Source organism: Micromonospora sp. NPDC049044, from assembly GCF_040649215.1.
Lineage (GTDB): Bacteria > Actinomycetota > Actinomycetes > Mycobacteriales > Micromonosporaceae > Micromonospora.
Genome location: NZ_JBEZFA010000010.1, coordinates 116,357 through 133,216 on the forward strand (window position 1 = coordinate 116,357; position 16,860 = coordinate 133,216).

Genomic DNA, 16,860 nt, shown 5'->3' on the forward strand with positions numbered 1-16,860 from the left:
ACGCCCCCTCACTCACGGCACCGAGCGGATCTTGACGACCAGTGCGCTGCCGAGCAGGGTCACAGCGGCGGTGACGGCGTAGAGCGTGGGATAGCCGCCCAGGTACACCACCAGCGGGGCGGACAGCGCCGGGCCGAGGACCTGCGGCGCCGAGTTGGCGATGTTGATGACGCCGAGGTCCTTGGCCCGGTCGGTGGCCCGGGGCAGCACCTGGGTGATCAACGCGGCGTCCACCGAGAGGTACACGCCGTAGCCGGCGCCGAGCAGCAGCGCGGCGACGATCGCCATCGGCCAGACCGGCGCGACGGCGAGCAGCAGCGCCGCCACCGCCATGATCAGCCCGGACACGATGACGTAGATCTTGCGCCGGCCGGAGCGGTCGGACAGCCGACCGGCGACCACAGCGGTCAGCATCATGCCGAGCGTGTAGAGCAGGATCAGCACCAGCAACGAGCCCTCGGGGTCGGGGTGGCGCACCCCGTCGGTGAGGAAGTACAGCAGGTAGAGGGTGCCCAGGGCGTTGCCGAGCTGGACCAGGAACCGGGTGATCCAGGCCCAGGCGAAATCCGGGTGCCGACGCGGGCTGACCCACATCGAGGCCAACAGCGCCCGCGTAGGCAGCGCGGGTCGATGCGTACGCGGCAGCGGCTCGTCGGGAGTGAACAGCGCGAACGGCAGCGACAGCAGCAGGATGGCGACCGCGATGGCCAGATAGCCGGCGGCGTTGCCGGTGACCACTGCGGTGACCAGCACCGCGCCGAGCACCAGCCCGAGCGCCTGCGGGATGCCCACCCAACCCGAGACGCCGCCTCGCTGCGTCACCGGCACCCGGTCCGGGACGGCCGCGCTGAGGCTGGCCAGCATCGCGTTGAAGCAGACCTGCGCGGCCACCCAGCCGAGCGCGACCCCGAGGATGGTCCGCTGCTGGGCCAGCAGCACCAGGGCCGCCGCGCCGAGCAGCGCCCCGCCCACTGTCCAGACGTGCCGACGGCCGAACTCGCGCCCGGCGATCCGCAGGCAGGTGCGGTCGGAGAGCGCGCCGGCCAGGGGGTTGGCGAGCACCGCGGCCAGCGCTCCGAGGCCGGTGACCACGGCCAGCATGTTCTCCTTGTCGCCGGGTGCGATCTGCTCGATCTGCTGCGGCAGCAGCACCTGGATGGGCGTGAAGAACGCCATCCAGACGCCGAGGTTCGCCGCGAAGATCAACCCGATCCAGCCGCGCCGCACCGGCACTGTCGGCTCGGCGAGCGCCGCCGGCAGCGCAGCCGGCGGCGGGTCGAGGGTGGTCACCGCGCCGACCCGGCCCGGGAGGCCGCGATCACGTCCCGCAACCAGGTGTACGACGACTTCGGCGTACGCGTCTGGGTGGCGTAGTCGACGTGCACCAGCCCGAAGCGCTTGGTGAAACCCTCGGCCCACTCCCAGTTGTCGAGCAACGACCAGATGAAGTACCCGCGTACGTCCACCCCGTCGTCGATGGCCGCCCGGACTGCCCGCAGGTGCCCGTCGAGGTACGCGATCCGCTCCGGATCCGCCACCTGCCCGCCGGCGTCCGGCGCGTCGTCGTACGCGCAGCCGCTCTCGGTGATCTCGATGGGCGGCAGGGCGTCGCCGTAGGTGTCCCGTAGCCAGCTGAGCAGCTCGTGCAGCCCGTCGGGGGCCACCGGCCAGTCGAAGGCGGTCCGCGCATAGCCGTCGAGCGGCACCAGGTCGAACGGCAGGGGCGAGCCCTCCTCGGCGGCCCGTACCCCTGTGGGGTTGTAGTAGTTGATCCCGAGCACGTCGATCGGCGCGGCGATGGTGTCGAGGTCGCCGGGGCGGACCACGCCCGGGTCGAGACCGGGCAGCTCCGGGTAGCCGCGGCCGAGCAGCGGGTCGGTGAAGAGCCGGTTGTGCAGGGCCTCGTACGCCGCCCCGGCGGCCCGGTCGGCATCGCGGTCACCGAGCACCCGCACCGGGGAGTAGTTGTTGGCGATCGCCACCGGGCTGCTGGTGCGGGCGCGCAGCGCGGCGACCGCGAGCCCGTGCCCGAGCAGTTGGTGGTGGGCGGCCGGAAAGGCGTCGAAGAGCAGCGTCCGGCCGGGGGCGTGCTCGCCCGTGCCGTACCCCATGCTCATGTGGACGAACGGCTCGTTCAGGGTGATCCAGAGCCGGACCCGGTCGCCGAGCCGGGCGGCGGTCAGGTCGGCGTACTCGGCGAACCGGGCGGCGGTGTCGCGGTGCAGCCAGCCGCCGGCGTCTTCGAGGGGTTGCGGCAGGTCCCAGTGGTAGAGGGTGGCCACCGGGTCGACACCGGCGGCCAGCAACTCGTCCACCAGCCGGTCGTAGAAGTCCAGGCCGGCCGGGTTGGCCGGGCCGGTGCCGGTGGGGCGCACCCGGGGCCAGGCGATGGAGAACCGGTACGCGTCGACGCCGAGGCCGGCCAGCAGCGCCACGTCCTCGCCGTGCCGGTGGTAGTGGTCGCAGGCCAGCGCACCGGTGCTGCCGTCGCTGATCCGTCCCGGCGAGTGCGCGAACGTGTCCCAGATGGACGGCCCACGCCCGTCGGCGTCGGTGCCGCCCTCGATCTGGTGGGCCGATGTGGAGACGCCCCAGCGGAAGCCGGTGGGGAACTGGGGCACCGGTGCGGTCGACATGCGCCCTCCCGATCAACGTGAAACGTGTTCGGGACTTTAGAACGCTCTCGATGAATGCGCCATAGGCCAGCCCGGCGCAATCCGCAATGGTTGATCGGCGTGTCTTTTTCCGAACCCGTCCCGGTACGTCCGATTTAACGCATAGAGTGCCGATATCGTGGGATGTCCTCACCGGAGGAAAGACGGAAATGATCCTCGTGGAACGCAGTGCGCACGTGGCGGCGCCAATTGAAGTGGTCTGGGATGTCGTACAGCGGGCCGAGCAGTTGCCGGCCTGGCTGGCCGGGGTCCGCGCGGCCGAAGTGCTCTCGGGAGAGGGCTTCGGGCGGCGACAACTGGTCCAGGCTGGGCGCGGCTCGGCGCATGAGGCCGAGGTGATCGCCTACCAGGAGCCGACGCTTATCGGCTGGCGGGAACGGGCCAAGGGTGCCGGTGCTCGTGCGGAGGCGCGCACCGAGATCTACGTCCAGCTCACCACCGACGAGGAGGAGGGCGGGACGATAGTTCGCCTCATCGTGGTCCGTTGGCCGGCCGGCCCGGTCAAGGCGGCCCTGCTGCGCCTCGGACTGCGGCGGGTCGGCGCCGACCTGGAGGACTCGCTGGCCCGGCTCACCGACCTGGCCGCCGTCGGCTGACGAGCGCCCATCCTCCCGGCGTCACCCGCGACGGCGGTGGCCCGGCGTCCCCACCAGGAACGTCGGCCCACCGCCGCCCCGTGCCCGCCCCTGGACCGCGTCGATCATGGAGTTGTGGTGCCCGGAACGGGGTGACTTAACCGCTACGTCCCCCACCACAACTCCATGATCGACGCGGTGGGGGTGGGGTGGGGACGGGGACGGGATGGGGGACGGGAAGGGCCCGGCGCCAACGCGCCGGGCCCTTCCTCAGGTTGTGCGGGTTTAGCTGTCGCCGCCGGTCTCGCCGACCGGGGCGGCGTTGACGTCGTCGATCGCGTACTTCTTGGCGGCCTCCGCCGGCACGCTGGCTGGTACCGCACCGCTGCGGGCGAGCTGCCGCAGCGTGGCCACCACGATCGACTCCGCGTCGACGTGGAAGTGCCGGCGCAGCGCGTGGCGGGTGTCCGACATGCCGAACCCGTCGGTGCCGAGCGACGTGTAGTCACCGGGCACCCAGCGGGCGATCAGGTCCGGTACCGCACGCATGAAGTCGCTGACCGCGACCTTCGGGCCGTCCGCGTCGGCCAGCTTCTGCGCGATGTACGGAACCTTCGCCTCGGCGCCCGGGTTGAGGAGGTTGTACTCCTCGGTCTCCACCGCGTCGCGGCGCAGCTCGGTCCAGGAGGTCACCGACCAGACGTTGGCGCCGACCCCCCAGTCCTGGGCGAGCAGCTGCTGCGCCTTGAGGGCCCACTGCATGCCGGTGCCCGAGGCCAGCAGGTTGGCCTTCGGGCCGTCGACCTGCGGGGCCGGCGAGTAGCGGTAGATGCCCTTGAGCAGGCCTTCCACGTCCACGTCGGCCGGCTCGGCCGGCTGCAGCGTCGGCTCGTTGTAGACCGTCAGGTAGTAGAAGACGTTCTCCTGCGCGTCCCCGTACATCCGGTGCAGGCCGCTTTCCAGGATGTGCGCGATCTCGTACGCGAACGCCGGGTCGTACGCCACCACTGCCGGGTTGGTGGCCGCGATCAGCAGCGAGTGCCCGTCCTCGTGCTGGAGGCCCTCACCGTTGAGCGTGGTCCGACCGGCGGTGGCGCCGAGCAGGAAGCCCCGGGCCATCTGGTCGGCCGCGGCCCAGAGCCCGTCGGCGGTCCGCTGGAACCCGAACATCGAGTAGAAGATGTACATCGGGATCATCGGCTCGTCGTGCGTGGCGTACGCCGAACCCGCGGCGGTGAACGAGGCGACCGAGCCGGCCTCGTTGATCCCCTCGTGCAGGATCTGCCCGGTGGTCGACTCCTTGTACGACAGGAACAGCTCGCGGTCGACCGAGGTGTAGCGCTGGCCGTGCGGCGAGTAGATCTTCGCGGTCGGGAAGATCGAGTCGAGGCCGAAGGTGCGGGCCTCGTCCGGGATGATCGGCACCCACCGCTTGCCGAACTCCTTGTCCTTCATCACGTCCTTGAGCAGGCGGACGAAGGCCTGTGTGGTGGCCACCTTCTGCTTGCCCGAGCCGCGCTTGATGTCGGCGAACCGCTCCGGGCCCGGGATGGCCAGCCGCTTGGTGCTGGTCCGCCGGGACGGCAGGTAGCCGCCGAGCTGCTCGCGCCGCTCCTTCAGGTACTGAATCTCGTCGGACTTCTCACCCGGGTTGTAGTACGGCGGCAGGTAGGGGTTGTCCTCCAGCGCCTTGTCCGGGATGTCCAGGTAGAGGCGGTCGCGGAAGGTCTTCAGATCCTCAAGCGTCAGCTTCTTCATCTGGTGGGTCGCGTTGCGGCCCTCGAAGTGCGAGCCGAGCGTCCAACCCTTGATCGTCTTCGCCAGGATGACGGTGGGCTGACCGGTGTGCTCGGTGGCCGCCTTGTAGGCCGCGTAGAGCTTGCGGTAGTCGTGCCCACCCCGCTTGAGGTTCCAGATCTCGTCGTCGCTCAGCGGGTCGACCATCTTGCGGGTCCGCGCGTCGCGGCCGAAGAAGTGCTCCCGCACGTACGCGCCGGACTCGGCCTTGTAGGTCTGGTAGTCACCGTCGGTGGTGGTGTTCATGAGGTTGACCAGCGCGCCGTCGGTGTCCGCGGCGAGCAGCGGGTCCCACTCGCGGCCCCAGACCACCTTGATGACGTTCCAGCCGGCACCCCGGAAGAACGCCTCCAACTCCTGCATGACCTTGCCGTTGCCCCGGACCGGGCCGTCCAGCCGCTGGAGGTTGCAGTTGATCACGAAGGTGAGGTTGTCCAACTCCTCGCGAGCGGCCACGCCGATCGCACCAAGCGTCTCCGGCTCGTCCATCTCGCCGTCGCCGAGGAACGCCCACACGTGCTGCTGCGAGGTGTCCTTGATGCCGCGGTGCTGCAGGTACCTGTTGAACCGGGCCTGGTAGATCGCGTTCAGACCGCCGAGACCCATCGAGACGGTGGGGAACTCCCAGAAGTCCGGCATCAGCCGCGGGTGCGGATACGACGGCAGCCCGCCGCCCGGGTGCGACAACTCCTGGCGGAACCCGTCGAGCTGGTGCTCGCTGAGCCGCCCCTCCAGGAACGCCCGCGCGTACATGCCGGGGGAGGCGTGGCCCTGGTAGAAGATCTGGTCGCCGCCGCCGGGGTGGTTCTTGCCCCGGAAGAAGTGGTTGAAGCCCACCTCGTAGAGCGACGCCGAACTGGCGAAGGTCGAGATGTGTCCGCCGACGCCGATCTCCGGGCGCTGGGCCCGGTGCACCAGCATGGCGGCGTTCCACCGGACGTACGCCCGGATCCGCCGCTCGACGTGCTCGTCACCCGGGAACCACGGTTCGCGTTCCGACGGGATGGTGTTGATGTAGTCGGTGGTGGTCAGGGGCGGTACCCCGACCTGGCGCTCACGGGCCCGCTCCAGCAGGCGCAGCATGACGTAGCGGGCGCGTTTGGCGCCGCGTTCGTCGATGACACCGTCAAGCGACTCGACCCATTCGCTTGTTTCTTCGGGGTCGATGTCCGGAAGCTGGCTCGGTAGGCCGTCGCTGATCACCGGGCGCTTGCGTTCCGTAGCCACAGGCGTTCCCTCGGTTGTGTGTGGGATAGGTCTCTAGCGCCATCCTGCCCCCTGGTGGCACCCCTCGTCACGTCTAGGTGCCCCGGACGCGATGCTGAACACAGGTACTCGCCGGTAACTTAGCGCTACCGACCGCTTCGGGCCTTGTTCGAGCCTCCTACCGTGACGGCATGAACGGGCGACGAGTGGTTGTCGGCGGTGCGCTCCTGGCGGTCGGGATGCTCGCGGCGATCCCCGGAACCTGGGTACTGCTGTCGGGTGATCCCGCCGTACTCCCGGTGGTGATCTTCGGCTTGGCCGCCGTGGCGTTCGGCGCGGTCCAGGCACGCGGCGGCCTGCGGGCTCCGGCCGCCGGGCGGGCCGGGCCGCTACCCGGTCAACGCCGCAGGCACGCCGGCACCTACAGTCCGCCGACCTACTACGGCACGGACACGGGCGGGTACTTGTCGGACGGTGGCTCGTCCGACGGCGGCGGTTGGTCCGGCGGTGGCGGCGACTCCGGTGGCGGTGGCGGCGGCTCCTGACCCGCAGCTGCGGCAGAATGCGACGTATGCGCAGCGACGTGATCACTGTCCAGACCGGGTCCCGCCCGACCGTGCGGGACATCACCGCAGAGGCCCAGCAGTTCGTCTCCAGCGAGGGCGACGGCCTGCTGCACGTCTTCGTGCCGCACGCCACCGCCGGACTGGCGATCATCGAAACCGGGTCAGGCTCCGACGACGATCTGATCGGCGCGCTTAACGACCTGCTGCCCACTACTGATCGCTGGCGACACCGGCACGGCTCGCCCGGCCACGGCCGCGACCACGTGCTGCCGGCGTTCGTCCCCCCATACGCCACACTGCCGGTGCTCGGCGGACGGCTGGCGCTCGGCACCTGGCAGTCCATCTGCCTTGTCGACACCAATGGCGACAACCCCACCCGCCAGGTCCGCTTCTCGTTCCTCCCCGGCTGAGCGCGCCTCGCGCCACGATCGTGCTCGATCCTGGTTGTGGTGGTATCGGGCGTACCGGAGGCCACAACAACCAGGATGTTGCGGCGCGCGAGTCTCGCCCGCCCTTGATTCCTGCCTCGGCCCTGGATTCAGCCTTCGCCGAGCATCCGGCGCAGCTCGCCGGGCGGGTGGTCCAGGTGGGCGCGCAGCGTCCGGGTCAGGTGCGCCTGGTCGGCGAAGCCCAACTCGGTGGCCAACGCGGCCAGACTCGGTGCCCCCTCGGCCAGTCGGTCCAGTGCCCGGCCCACCCGCAGTCGGTTGCGGTAGCGGGTCAGCGGAACCCCGACCAACGCCTGGAACGACCGGCTCAGCCGGTACGGGGACACGCCGATCGAGCGCGCCAGAGGCACCAGTCCGTCGGTGTGCGGCCCACCGTCGTGCAGCGCCGAGCGGGCTGCCTCCACCACCGGCCGGTCCCGCTGGGGTGCGTCCGCGGCCGGGCCGGTCGCCGCGCCCACCAGGCGGACCAGCCGCTCGGCAGCGGCGAACCCCGCGTCACCGCGCCGCGCTGCCTTCACCAACAGCCGATGGGCCAGGTCGATCCGGGCGTCCAGGTGCACCACCGCCGGTGCCGACCGGCCGGTGAGCAACTCCCGCCACAGCCGGCTTGAGACGTGCACCGAGGTGCATTCGTCGCCGCCGGACGGGTGGGCGAACTGCTCCTCCTCGCCCGGCGCCGTCACATAGCCCATCGTCGGGTCGACGTACTCCTCGCCGCCGCGACCGCGTCGGCGGAAGCCGCCGCGTCGGGCCAGCACGATGCCGTACGCGGTGGCCGGCTCGGGACGCGACCAGCCGGTGTGGTCGTCGCGGCAGCGCACCGCGTGAACCGCGAAGTCCGGTTCGCGCACGAGGGTGCGGCTGGCGAGCATGCCAGCCAGGGTAGGCGCGCACCCCGACCGGCCGCCGCCCTCCAACCGCCGCGTGTCGTCGCGCCGCACGGGTCGCGCCGCACGGGGCGCGCGCTCCAAGATCGCGCGCTGCGCGGGCGTGCGCCGCAAGGATCGTCAAGACGGGTGGCCCCGGCGGCGGCAGGGTGGCCGGCATGACGACCACTACCGGGCCGAGTCGCCGCGCGCCGCTCCTCGTGCTGCTCACCGGGCAGGCGATGGCCTCCATGGACACCTCGATCGCGGCGGTCGCCGCTCCTACGATCAGGGCCGACCTGTCCGGCCCGCCCGCGCTTACCCAACTGGTGCTGGCCGGCTACACGTTGGCCTTCGCCGTGCTGGTGGTCACGGGTGCGCGGCTCGGTGCCCGGCACGGGCCGGCACGGGTCTTCCTGCTCGGCCTGACCGGGTTCACAGTCGCCTCGCTGGCCTGCGGTCTGGCTTTCGGTCCGGTGACGCTGATCGTCGCCCGGGTCGTGCAGGGCGCCACCGCCGCGCTGATGGTGCCGCAGGTCCTCGCACTGATCCAGGCCACGTACACGGGCGCGGCCCGGGGGAGGGCGCTCGGGGCGTACTCGATGATTCTGGCGCTCGGAGTCGCGGCCGGGCAGGTTGCCGGCGGGCTCCTGGTCACGCTGGACGCCGGTGGCCTCGCCTGGCGGACCGCCTTCCTGGTCAACGTGCCGGTCGGCGCGGTGCTGCTGGTGGTCGGCCGGCGGGTGCTGGCCGCCGTGGCGACGCCGCCGGTCCGGCCCGCCGCGCTCGACCTGCCGGGGGTGCTGCTGTTGGCCGCCGCCATGCTCACCCTTGTCGCGCCCGCGGTGCTCGCTCGGGATCTCGGCTGGCCCGGTTGGACGGTGCCGGCCGGAGTGGGTGTGGGCGCGGTCGGGTTCGGTCTCTTCCTGCGCCACGAGACCCGGCTGACCCGGCGTGGCGGCGCGTCACTCCTGGACGTCGCGGTGCTGGCGCGGGCCGGCGTCCCGGCCGGTCTGCTCGCCGGATGTCTGGTGATGGGCTGCTACGCCGGCTTCCTGTTCACCCTCACCCTGCGGTTGCAGGACGGGCTCGGCTTCTCCGCGCTCGCGGCCGGCCTGGCCTTCCTCCCGTACGCCGGAGGGTTCGCGCTCTGCGGGCTGGCGGTGCCCCTGCTGCCTGGGTGGCTGCGCGGCGCGCTTCCGCTGCTCGGCCCGCCGGTGCTGGCCGCCGTGGTGGTGGCGGTCGCCGTGCTCACCCGCCAGGGCTGGCCGTGGCTGCCGGGCAGCCTGCTGCTGGTGGTGGGTGGCGCCGCGCACGCCAGCGGGTTCAGCCCGCTGATCGACAGGCTCGCGGCGGCGTTGCCTGCCAGCGCCGCCACGGCGTTCTCCGCGATCATCTCCACTGGCACCCTGCTCGCCGCGGTGCTCGGGGTGGCCGCGATCGGCGGCGTCGAACTGGCCCTGCCGGGCACCCCGGCCGCTGCTTTGTTGACAAGCGGCCTGCTGGTGGCCGCCCTCGTCGCGGCCGGCCGGTGCGCCCACGTGCTACGCCCCGCTGGCGTGCCGCCTGCCGGCGCGCCGACCGCCGATTCGCCGTCCCCTGGGCCTGCCCCGGTCGGTCGCGGCGCGCAGTGCGTCGCCCCTGGGGTGGCGTGCGGGAGGCTGATCGCTGACCGGCGCCGTGCGTACGATGTGGCGGTGACGCAGGAGGTGCGTTCGGCAGCAGGTGCAGCTGTGGACCGGGCTTGCCTCGCCGACGATGTGGTGCGCCGGATGGCGCAGGTCACCACCGCGCTGCGACACCGGCAGGGTGCCGCGTTCGCCGAGTTGGGGCTCACCCCCGCCGCGGCTCGGGCGTTGCACGAGCTGGACCCGGACCGCCCGCTGCCGGCCCGCGATCTCGCCGAGCGGTTGGGCTGCGACCGGTCGAACGTGACGATGCTCGTGGACAAGCTGGAGCAGGCCGGGCTGGTCCAGCGGCACACTGGCCCGACGGACCGTCGGCAGAAGACGTTGGTGGTGACCCGGGAAGGTCGCGGCGTACGGGACCGGGTGACCGAGGTGATGTCCGACTCCAGACTGCTGTCCGGGCTGACCGACGGGGAGCTGAGCACCCTTCGTGACCTGGTGCGGAAGCTGCCCGGCGGGGACTGTCCGGAGCCCTTCGGGCCGGACTGAGGCGATCCGCGCCGACCGTGTCCCACTGGGCGACCAGGGCTCTCGTCGGTAATGCTGTCCCTCGTGACAACCCCGCAAGATCTCGACGACCGGTTCCGGGAGACGCTGGCGGCGCTGCCCGCCGTGGCGCGGAGGCGTGACCCCGCCGACCCGGTCAGCGACGATGCCCCGCTGACCGGCGCGCAGGTGCTCGACCTGTTCGACGCGCAGGTGACCAGTCGGCAGCTCGACCTGGCCGGCCGTTGGCTGCGCAGCTTCGGGGAGGGCTTCTACACGATCGGTTCGGCCGGTCACGAGGGCAACGCCGCGGTCGCCGCCGCGCTGCGCCCCACCGATCCGGCGCTGCTGCACTACCGATCCGGGGCCTTCTACTGCGTCCGCGCCGCACAGGCCGTCGTCGGCCCGGCATCGACCGCCGACCCGGAGTCGCCCAAGTCCGTGCCGCAGGGGTCCGTGCCGCCCGGTTCCGTGTCGCCCGACCCCGCCCAGCCGACCGAGCGGTCGACCGACCCTGAGCGGCTGGATGACCCTGAGCGATCGACCGACCCGGAGCCGACCGACCTTCAGCCCACCGGGGCCGAGCCGCCCATCGGCGGGTTTGCGCCGTACGCGGACGCGGCCCGGGACGTGCTGCGCGGAATGGTCGCCTCCAGCCAGGAACCGATCGCCGGCGGCCGGCACAAGGTGTTCGGCCGGGCCGATCTGGCCATCGTGCCGACCACCTCCACCATCGCCTCGCATCTGCCCCGCGCCGTCGGGATGGGACTGGCCGTGGAGCGGCTACGCCGGCTGGACAGCGCCGGGCGGCGTACCGGGGCCGGGGCGCGGGTCGGCAGTGGGTCGGCGGCCCCGTGGCCACCGGACGCGATAGTGGTGTGTTCGTTCGGCGACGCCTCGGTCAACCATGCCAGCGCCACCGCCGCGTTCAACACCGCCGGCTGGTACGACCACGCCGGGCTGCGCATCCCGGTGCTCTTCGTCTGCGAGGACAACGGGCTGGGCATCAGTGTCCGCTCACCCGAGGGCTGGGTCGAGGCGACCCTGCGGGCCAGGCCGGGCATCCGCTACTTCAGCGCGGACGGGGCCGACCCGGTGCGGACGTACGAGGTGGCGGCGGAGGCTGCCGCCTGGGTGCGCCGCAACCGGCGGCCGGCAGTGCTGCACCTGCGCACGGTACGGCTGATGGGACACGCCGGGGCGGACGCGGAGTCGGCGTACCGTGCCCCGGCCGAGCTGACCGAGGACCTGGAGCGGGACCCGGTGGTCGCCACCGCGCGGCTGCTCGTCGACGCCGGGGTGGCCACCGGCGAGGAGCTGCTGGCCCGCTACGACGAGACCGGTTGGCAGGTACGCCGGTTGGCCGAGGAGGTGCTGGGCGAGCCGAAACTGGCCTCCGCGGCCGACGTGGTGTCGGCGCTGGCACCCCGCCGTCCGGTGCGCGTGGCGCGGGCGGTGGCCGACGCCGCGGCGCAGGCCAGCGGGCCGGGTGCCGGTGCGCGGGCGGAGGCGTTCGGGGGCAAGCCGCCGGAGCTGGCCGGACCGATGACCCTGGCGCAGAGCATCAACGCGGCGCTCGCCGACGGGATGCTCGACCACCCGCAGATGGCGGTCTTCGGCGAGGACGTGGCCGCCAAGGGCGGTGTGTACGGGGTGACGAAGGGCCTTCGTGACCGGTTCGGGGCGGCCCGGGTGTTCGACACGTTGCTCGACGAGACGTCGGTTCTGGGGTTGGGGCTGGGCGCGGGCCTGGCCGGGATGCTGCCGGTGCCGGAGATCCAGTATCTGGCGTACCTGCACAACGCGGAGGACCAGCTGCGCGGCGAGGCGGCCACCATGCAGTTCTTCTCGCGGGGGGCGTTCCGAAACCCGATGGTGGTCCGGGTGGCCGGGCTGGCGTACCAGGAGGGGTTCGGCGGCCACTTCCACAACGACAACTCGGTGGCCGTACTCCGGGATGTGCCCGGTCTGGTTGTCGCGGTGCCGGCGCGGCCGGACGACGCGGCGCCCATGCTGCGGACCTGCCTGGCCAGCGCGGCAGTGGACGGCAGCGTCTGCGTGTTCGTGGAGCCGATCGCGCTCTACCATACCCGCGATCTGTACGCCGACGGTGACGGAGAGTGGATGGCCGGCTACCCCGAGCCGGGGGCGTGGGTCGCCGGGCACGTGCCGATCGGCCGGGCCCGGGTCTACCGGGTCGGCTCGGCCGACGACCTGACCATCATCACCTTCGGTAACGGGGTGCGGATGTCGCTGCGGGCCGCGGCGGCCCTCGCCGAGGAGGGGGTGGGCACCCGGGTGGTGGACCTACGCTGGCTGGCGCCGCTGCCGGTGGCCGACATCATCCGGGAGTCCTCGGCGACCGGCCGGGTGCTGGTGGTGGACGAGACGCGCCGCTCCGGCGGGGTGGGGGAGGGAGTCATCGCCGCCCTGGTCGACGCCGGATATGTCGGTGCCGCGCGGCGCGTGGCGGCAGTTGACTCGTTTGTACCATTAGGTCCGGCAGCACGTCAGGTTCTGGTCTCCGCGGAAGCCATTACCGACGGTGCCCGTACGCTGCTGGCACGGTAAATTCCGTTCCACCCGGTGCGCCACTTGCGCGCGGACGCACAACTGTGTGGACTTTGCCTGACGGCGTCGCACCGACGCCGCGAGCAGGGACGAGATGAGGAGGCACGCGACAGTGAGCGCGACCGCTGGTCAGGCCGCCGACGGGGTACGCAGCCTGGCGGACCGGTTCGGGATCGAACCGGGGATGGTCGTCATGGAGATGGGGTACGACGACGACGTCGACCAGGATCTCCGGGACGCCCTGACCGACCGCTGTGGAGATCTGGTCGACGAGGACACCGACGAGGTGGTCGACGCGGTGCTGGTCTGGTACCGCGACGGCGACGGTGACCTCTTCGAACTTCTCGTCGACGCCCTCGGCCCGCTGGCCGACAACGGGGTCGTGTGGCTACTCACCCCCAAGGCGGGGCGGGACGGGCACGTTGAGCCGAGCGAGGTCGCGGAGTCAGCGCCCACCGCCGGTCTTCAGCAGACCTCGACAGTCAACGCCGGCCGGGACTGGAGCGGGGCACGGCTGGTGCTGCGCCGAGGGGCCAAGGCCAAGAAGTAGCCCGCGCCGCTTCGCCGGCCCGGCGGCCCGCACCGTCGGGTGGCAGGCTGGTGCCGTTTCCCGACTCGACCCCCAGGAGAGTACGCATGCCCATCGAGGTTGGTGCCGAGGCGCCGGACTTTGTGCTGAAGGACCAGAACAACCAGGAGGTCCGACTCTCAGACTTTCGGGGCAGGCGCACGGTCCTGCTGGTCTTCTACCCGCTCGCCTTCACCGGCACCTGCCAGGGTGAGCTGTGTGAGGTACGGGACAACCTCGACGCGTACGTGAACGACGACGTGCAGGTGTTGACGGTGAGCGTCGACTCGGTCTACAGCCACAAGATCTGGGCCGACCGGGAGGGTTACCAGTTCCCGATGCTTGCCGACTTCTGGCCGCACGGCGGCGTCGCGCAGGCGTACGGGGTCTTCAACGACACTTCCGGCGTCGCCAACCGGGGCACCTTCGTCATCGACAAGGCCGGCATCATCCGCTTCGCCGAGATGAACGGCCCGGGCGAGGCCCGCGACCAGCAGGCCTGGCGCAAGGCCATCGCCGAAGCGGCCGGCTGACCGGAGTACGCCGTGCGCCGGGGCCGGCGGCGAACAAGGTAAGCTTGCCAGCCACCGGCCCGCCGCAGGGCGATCCGGGCGCGTAGCTCAGTGGGAGAGCACTCGCCTTACAAGCGAGGGGTCGCAGGTTCGAAACCTGCCGCGCCCACCTTCAACTGTGATGCCCTCCTGGGGCACACCTCATGGTCGGGTGCTCGGCACCCGTACCGGCGGGTTCAGGACTGGGTGCGGGTCCACTGCTGGTTGGTGCCGCTTCCGCAGGTGTACTGGGTGATGTCGGTGCCGTCCGCGGTGCCGCCGCTCACCACGTCCAGGCACTTGCCGCTGTGCCGGGCGCGCAGCTGGTAGTAGTTGCCGGTGGCGACCCACTGCCACTGCTGGTTGGTGCCCCCGCCGCAGCTGTACTGGATGACGTTGGCGTTGTTGGCGGTCGAGGCGTCGGCGACGTCGAGGCATTTGCCGCTGTTCTGGTTGACGATCCGGAAGTAGCCGCTGCCGGCGTCGCGGAACTCCCACTTCTGGTTCGCGCCGCCGTTCCAGGACCATTGCTTGACTTCGGCGTTGTCGGTGACGGCCCTGTCCAGCACGTCCACCACCTTGCCGCTGTTGCGGTTGGTGATGCGGTAGTAGGCCGGCGCCTGCCCGGTGACGGTGCCTGCGGCGGCGTCGATGGTGATGGTGGGATACCAGGTCAGGCTCATGGTCGTGGCGGAGGGGAAGTCGATGGGCAACCACACGTACTGGGAGTCGTTTACCGGCCCGCCCCAGGCGCCGGCCCAGCGGTCGCCGAGGTAGAGGTAGCTCGTCGTCGACGTGCCCTGGATGGGGAGCACGAAGGCCGATTGGGAGCGGAAGGTGGTCGAGTCGCCGACGTTTGTCATGCCGGTCCACGGACCGGAGATGCTGGACGCCGTGGCGTACCTGGCCTGGTTCGGGCTCCAACCGGTAAGGCCCGAGGTGAGCAGGAAGTAGGTGCTACCGCGCTTGAACAGGGCCGGTGCCTCACGGTTGCCGTCGTTCCAGAAGTTGCCGACAAGCGTGGCCACGGTGAGGTAGTCGGCGGTGAGGCGGTAGATGAGCAGGTCGCGGTTCTCGTCGCCGGCGGAGATCATGTAGGCGGTACCGCCGTCGTTGTAGAGCGTGATGTCCCGCGACATGTTTCCCAGCGGCCGGAAGCTGCCGTGGTAGGTGTAGCTGCCGTCCACGGTGGCCGAGGAGGCGACGGCGGCCCTGGCCTCGCCGTAGTCGCTGCCGTTCTCCTTGTGCATCCACATCACGTACCGGTTGGTGCTGGCGTTGTAGACGACCTTCGGCCGCTCGATGTTTGCCGACTGCAGTTCCGCCGCCGACGACTGGGTCAGCACGTTGTTGCGGAACTCCCAGTCGCGCAGGTTGGTGGAGCGGTAGACGGAGACGGCCCGGAAGGTGTTGTTGGCGTTCCGGTTCTCACCGAACCAGTAGTAGTAGTCGCCGACCTTGAGCACCCCACCGCCGTGCGCGTGCAGCAGGTTGCCGGTGGTGTCGGTGAACTGCGTGCCGTTGGGGATCGTGACCGGTGCGGCCTGGGCCGGGGCGGCGGCCATGGTGGTGACCGCCACGATCGCCGTTCCGACCAGGGTGAGCGCTGCCACCAGGGATGGAAGCCATCTGTTGCGTCTCACTACGTTCGTCCTTCCGTGGGCGGGCGGCGACGGCCGCCGGCATCGGAGCGACACCCTCGGACTCCGGTGCGATCCTCCGAATCAATTCGTTCATCAATGTACATCTATCGTTATCGTCAACGACCTGGTCCGCCGGGCTGGTGCCGTTGAGGGTTCGCGGACGAGGTCCTGTGCGGCAGTGGTGCAGGATGCAGCGGTGACGTCGATCTACCGGACTCCCGAGGGCAGAGACACCATCGGCCGGTGGTGTGCGCAGCAGTTCGACGCGTGGGCGATCCCGCACGAGCGACGCGTCATCCGGGCCCACGGCCACGACACGCACCTCCTCACCGCCGGCGCGGGCCCGGTGACGGTCGTCCTTGTCGCCGGTGACCGCTTCAGCCCGGCGGCCTACCTGCCGCTGCTCACCGCCCTGGCGCGGCAGTACCGGGTGGCCGCCGCCGACATCCCGGGCCAGCCGGGGCTGAGTTCCGACGCGGCGGACGTCGCCGGTGGCGGGCTCACCTGCTACGGCGCATGGCTGAACGCCGTCGTCGAGGAAGCCACCACCGGTCCGGTCGTGTTGTTCGGGCACTCGTTCGGTGGCGCGGTGACGCTCGCCGCCGAGCACCCCCGGGTCAGCGGGACTGTCGCGGTGGCACCCGGAGGACTGTGCCGGCTCACTGTCACCCCTCGTGTCCTGCTGGCGTTCCTGGGTTGGCTGGTACGGCCACGGGCCGCGTCGAGCCTCCGGTTGCTGCGGCTCCTGTCCGCACCCGGCCGCACGCCCCGCGCCGAGTTGGTGGAGTGGATGACGCTCGTCGCCCGACACACCCGCCCGGTGAGTGCCGACGATCTCGTGCCGGCGGCGACTCGCACGGTGCCGGTCGTGATCGCGAGCGGAGAGCACGACGTGTTCCTACCCCCGGACCGATTGCGGTCGGCGGCCGAGCAGCGGCTTCAGCTCGACGTCGACATCATCCCCGCCGCCGGTCACCTGGTCACCGACGAGCACCCCGACACGCTCGCCGCCCTGGTGGGCCGGTTTGTCGACTGATCTGGCACCCTCTCGTAGTCGACCCGGTGCCGCCATGGCTGGGGAACAGCGGCATCGCGTACCCAATCGACGGGCTCCCGTTCGTCGGCGCGGAGCAGGCGCATGGCCGTCGGGTCCGCGAAGCGACCGGGAGCGATCAGGCCGTCCGCCGCCGCGCGGCCCTGGCAGACGAGCACCGCCGTA

Annotated in this window: 13 protein-coding genes and 1 tRNA gene; 9 read left to right on the forward strand and 5 right to left on the reverse strand. The window is 71.3% G+C overall.

Annotated features, from left to right (window positions below; translation table 11 throughout):
- Positions 1-12: 12 nt before the first annotated feature.
- Positions 13-1,290 carry an MFS transporter gene (locus AB0B85_RS10895; protein WP_357405887.1) on the reverse strand — a complete coding sequence of 426 codons (1,278 nt, stop codon included), beginning with the start codon at positions 1,288-1,290 and terminating at the stop codon, positions 13-15.
- Positions 1,287-2,636 carry a GH1 family beta-glucosidase gene (locus AB0B85_RS10900; protein ID WP_357405889.1) on the reverse strand — a complete coding sequence of 450 codons (1,350 nt, stop codon included), beginning with the start codon at positions 2,634-2,636 and terminating at the stop codon, positions 1,287-1,289. Before AB0B85_RS10900 ends, AB0B85_RS10895 begins: the two co-directional genes overlap by 4 nt.
- A gap of 188 nt (positions 2,637-2,824) precedes the next feature.
- Here AB0B85_RS10900 and AB0B85_RS10905 point away from each other — a divergent pair, with 188 nt between their 5' ends.
- Positions 2,825-3,271 (forward strand): SRPBCC domain-containing protein, encoded by a 447-nt coding sequence (locus tag AB0B85_RS10905; RefSeq protein ID WP_269682909.1) that lies wholly within the window; start codon positions 2,825-2,827, stop codon positions 3,269-3,271.
- A gap of 264 nt (positions 3,272-3,535) precedes the next feature.
- Here AB0B85_RS10905 and aceE read toward each other — a convergent pair whose 3' ends face one another.
- Positions 3,536-6,274: a pyruvate dehydrogenase (acetyl-transferring), homodimeric type gene (gene aceE, locus AB0B85_RS10910; RefSeq protein ID WP_357405892.1), complete on the reverse strand. Its 2,739-nt coding sequence runs from the start codon at positions 6,272-6,274 to the stop codon at positions 3,536-3,538.
- A gap of 170 nt (positions 6,275-6,444) precedes the next feature.
- On the opposite strand from aceE, the gene AB0B85_RS10915 reads away from it, so the two are divergent.
- Together AB0B85_RS10915 and AB0B85_RS10920 are read left to right on the forward strand one after the other, a co-directional pair.
- Positions 6,445-6,798, forward strand: a complete 354-nt coding sequence (locus AB0B85_RS10915) for a hypothetical protein (RefSeq protein ID WP_357405894.1) — start codon at positions 6,445-6,447, stop codon at positions 6,796-6,798.
- A gap of 26 nt (positions 6,799-6,824) precedes the next feature.
- On the forward strand, positions 6,825-7,229 hold the full coding sequence (locus tag AB0B85_RS10920) for a YjbQ family protein (RefSeq protein WP_357405896.1): 405 nt from the start codon (positions 6,825-6,827) through the stop codon (positions 7,227-7,229).
- A 128-nt stretch (positions 7,230-7,357) separates the two neighbouring features.
- On the opposite strand, the gene AB0B85_RS10925 is transcribed toward AB0B85_RS10920, so the two are convergent.
- On the reverse strand, positions 7,358-8,140 hold the full coding sequence (locus AB0B85_RS10925) for a helix-turn-helix domain-containing protein (protein ID WP_357405897.1): 783 nt from the start codon (positions 8,138-8,140) through the stop codon (positions 7,358-7,360).
- A gap of 173 nt (positions 8,141-8,313) precedes the next feature.
- Between AB0B85_RS10925 and AB0B85_RS10930 the strand changes: the two genes are divergently transcribed.
- From AB0B85_RS10930 to AB0B85_RS10950, 5 genes are all read left to right on the forward strand, one after another.
- Positions 8,314-10,311, forward strand: a complete 1,998-nt coding sequence (locus tag AB0B85_RS10930; RefSeq protein WP_357405900.1) for an MFS transporter — start codon at positions 8,314-8,316, stop codon at positions 10,309-10,311.
- 51 nt (positions 10,312-10,362) lie between these two features.
- Positions 10,363-12,879 carry a thiamine pyrophosphate-dependent enzyme gene (locus AB0B85_RS10935; RefSeq protein WP_357405902.1) on the forward strand — a complete coding sequence of 839 codons (2,517 nt, stop codon included), beginning with the start codon at positions 10,363-10,365 and terminating at the stop codon, positions 12,877-12,879.
- Positions 12,880-12,991: 112 nt separating this feature from the next.
- A complete protein-coding gene (locus tag AB0B85_RS10940) occupies positions 12,992-13,429 on the forward strand; it encodes a DUF3052 domain-containing protein (protein ID WP_007463483.1) in 438 nt (145 codons plus the stop codon).
- A gap of 86 nt (positions 13,430-13,515) precedes the next feature.
- On the forward strand, positions 13,516-13,980 hold the full coding sequence (locus tag AB0B85_RS10945) for a peroxiredoxin (protein WP_357405904.1): 465 nt from the start codon (positions 13,516-13,518) through the stop codon (positions 13,978-13,980).
- Between the two features lie 76 nt (positions 13,981-14,056).
- A tRNA-Val gene (locus tag AB0B85_RS10950) sits at positions 14,057-14,128 on the forward strand.
- 67 nt (positions 14,129-14,195) lie between these two features.
- Here AB0B85_RS10950 and AB0B85_RS10955 read toward each other — a convergent pair.
- On the reverse strand, positions 14,196-15,641 hold the full coding sequence (locus AB0B85_RS10955) for an RICIN domain-containing protein (protein ID WP_357405906.1): 1,446 nt from the start codon (positions 15,639-15,641) through the stop codon (positions 14,196-14,198).
- 196 nt (positions 15,642-15,837) lie between these two features.
- Here AB0B85_RS10955 and AB0B85_RS10960 point away from each other — a divergent pair, with 196 nt between their 5' ends.
- On the forward strand, positions 15,838-16,677 hold the full coding sequence (locus AB0B85_RS10960) for an alpha/beta hydrolase (protein ID WP_357405908.1): 840 nt from the start codon (positions 15,838-15,840) through the stop codon (positions 16,675-16,677).
- Positions 16,678-16,860 lie beyond the last annotated feature (183 nt).

Excerpts from the sequence above, each read along its gene's own strand:
- AB0B85_RS10900 (WP_357405889.1), bottom strand. The coding sequence starts at position 2,636 with ATGTCGACCGCACCGGTGCCCCAGTTCCCCACCGGCTTCCGCTGGGGC.
- AB0B85_RS10905 (WP_269682909.1), top strand. The coding sequence starts at position 2,825 with ATGATCCTCGTGGAACGCAGTGCGCACGTGGCGGCGCCAATTGAAGTG.
- AB0B85_RS10915 (WP_357405894.1), top strand. The coding sequence starts at position 6,445 with ATGAACGGGCGACGAGTGGTTGTCGGCGGTGCGCTCCTGGCGGTCGGG.
- AB0B85_RS10920 (WP_357405896.1), top strand. The coding sequence starts at position 6,825 with ATGCGCAGCGACGTGATCACTGTCCAGACCGGGTCCCGCCCGACCGTG.
- AB0B85_RS10925 (WP_357405897.1), bottom strand. The coding sequence starts at position 8,140 with ATGCTCGCCAGCCGCACCCTCGTGCGCGAACCGGACTTCGCGGTTCAC.
- AB0B85_RS10930 (WP_357405900.1), top strand. The coding sequence starts at position 8,314 with ATGACGACCACTACCGGGCCGAGTCGCCGCGCGCCGCTCCTCGTGCTG.
- AB0B85_RS10935 (WP_357405902.1), top strand. The coding sequence starts at position 10,363 with ATGCTGTCCCTCGTGACAACCCCGCAAGATCTCGACGACCGGTTCCGG.
- AB0B85_RS10945 (WP_357405904.1), top strand. The coding sequence starts at position 13,516 with ATGCCCATCGAGGTTGGTGCCGAGGCGCCGGACTTTGTGCTGAAGGAC.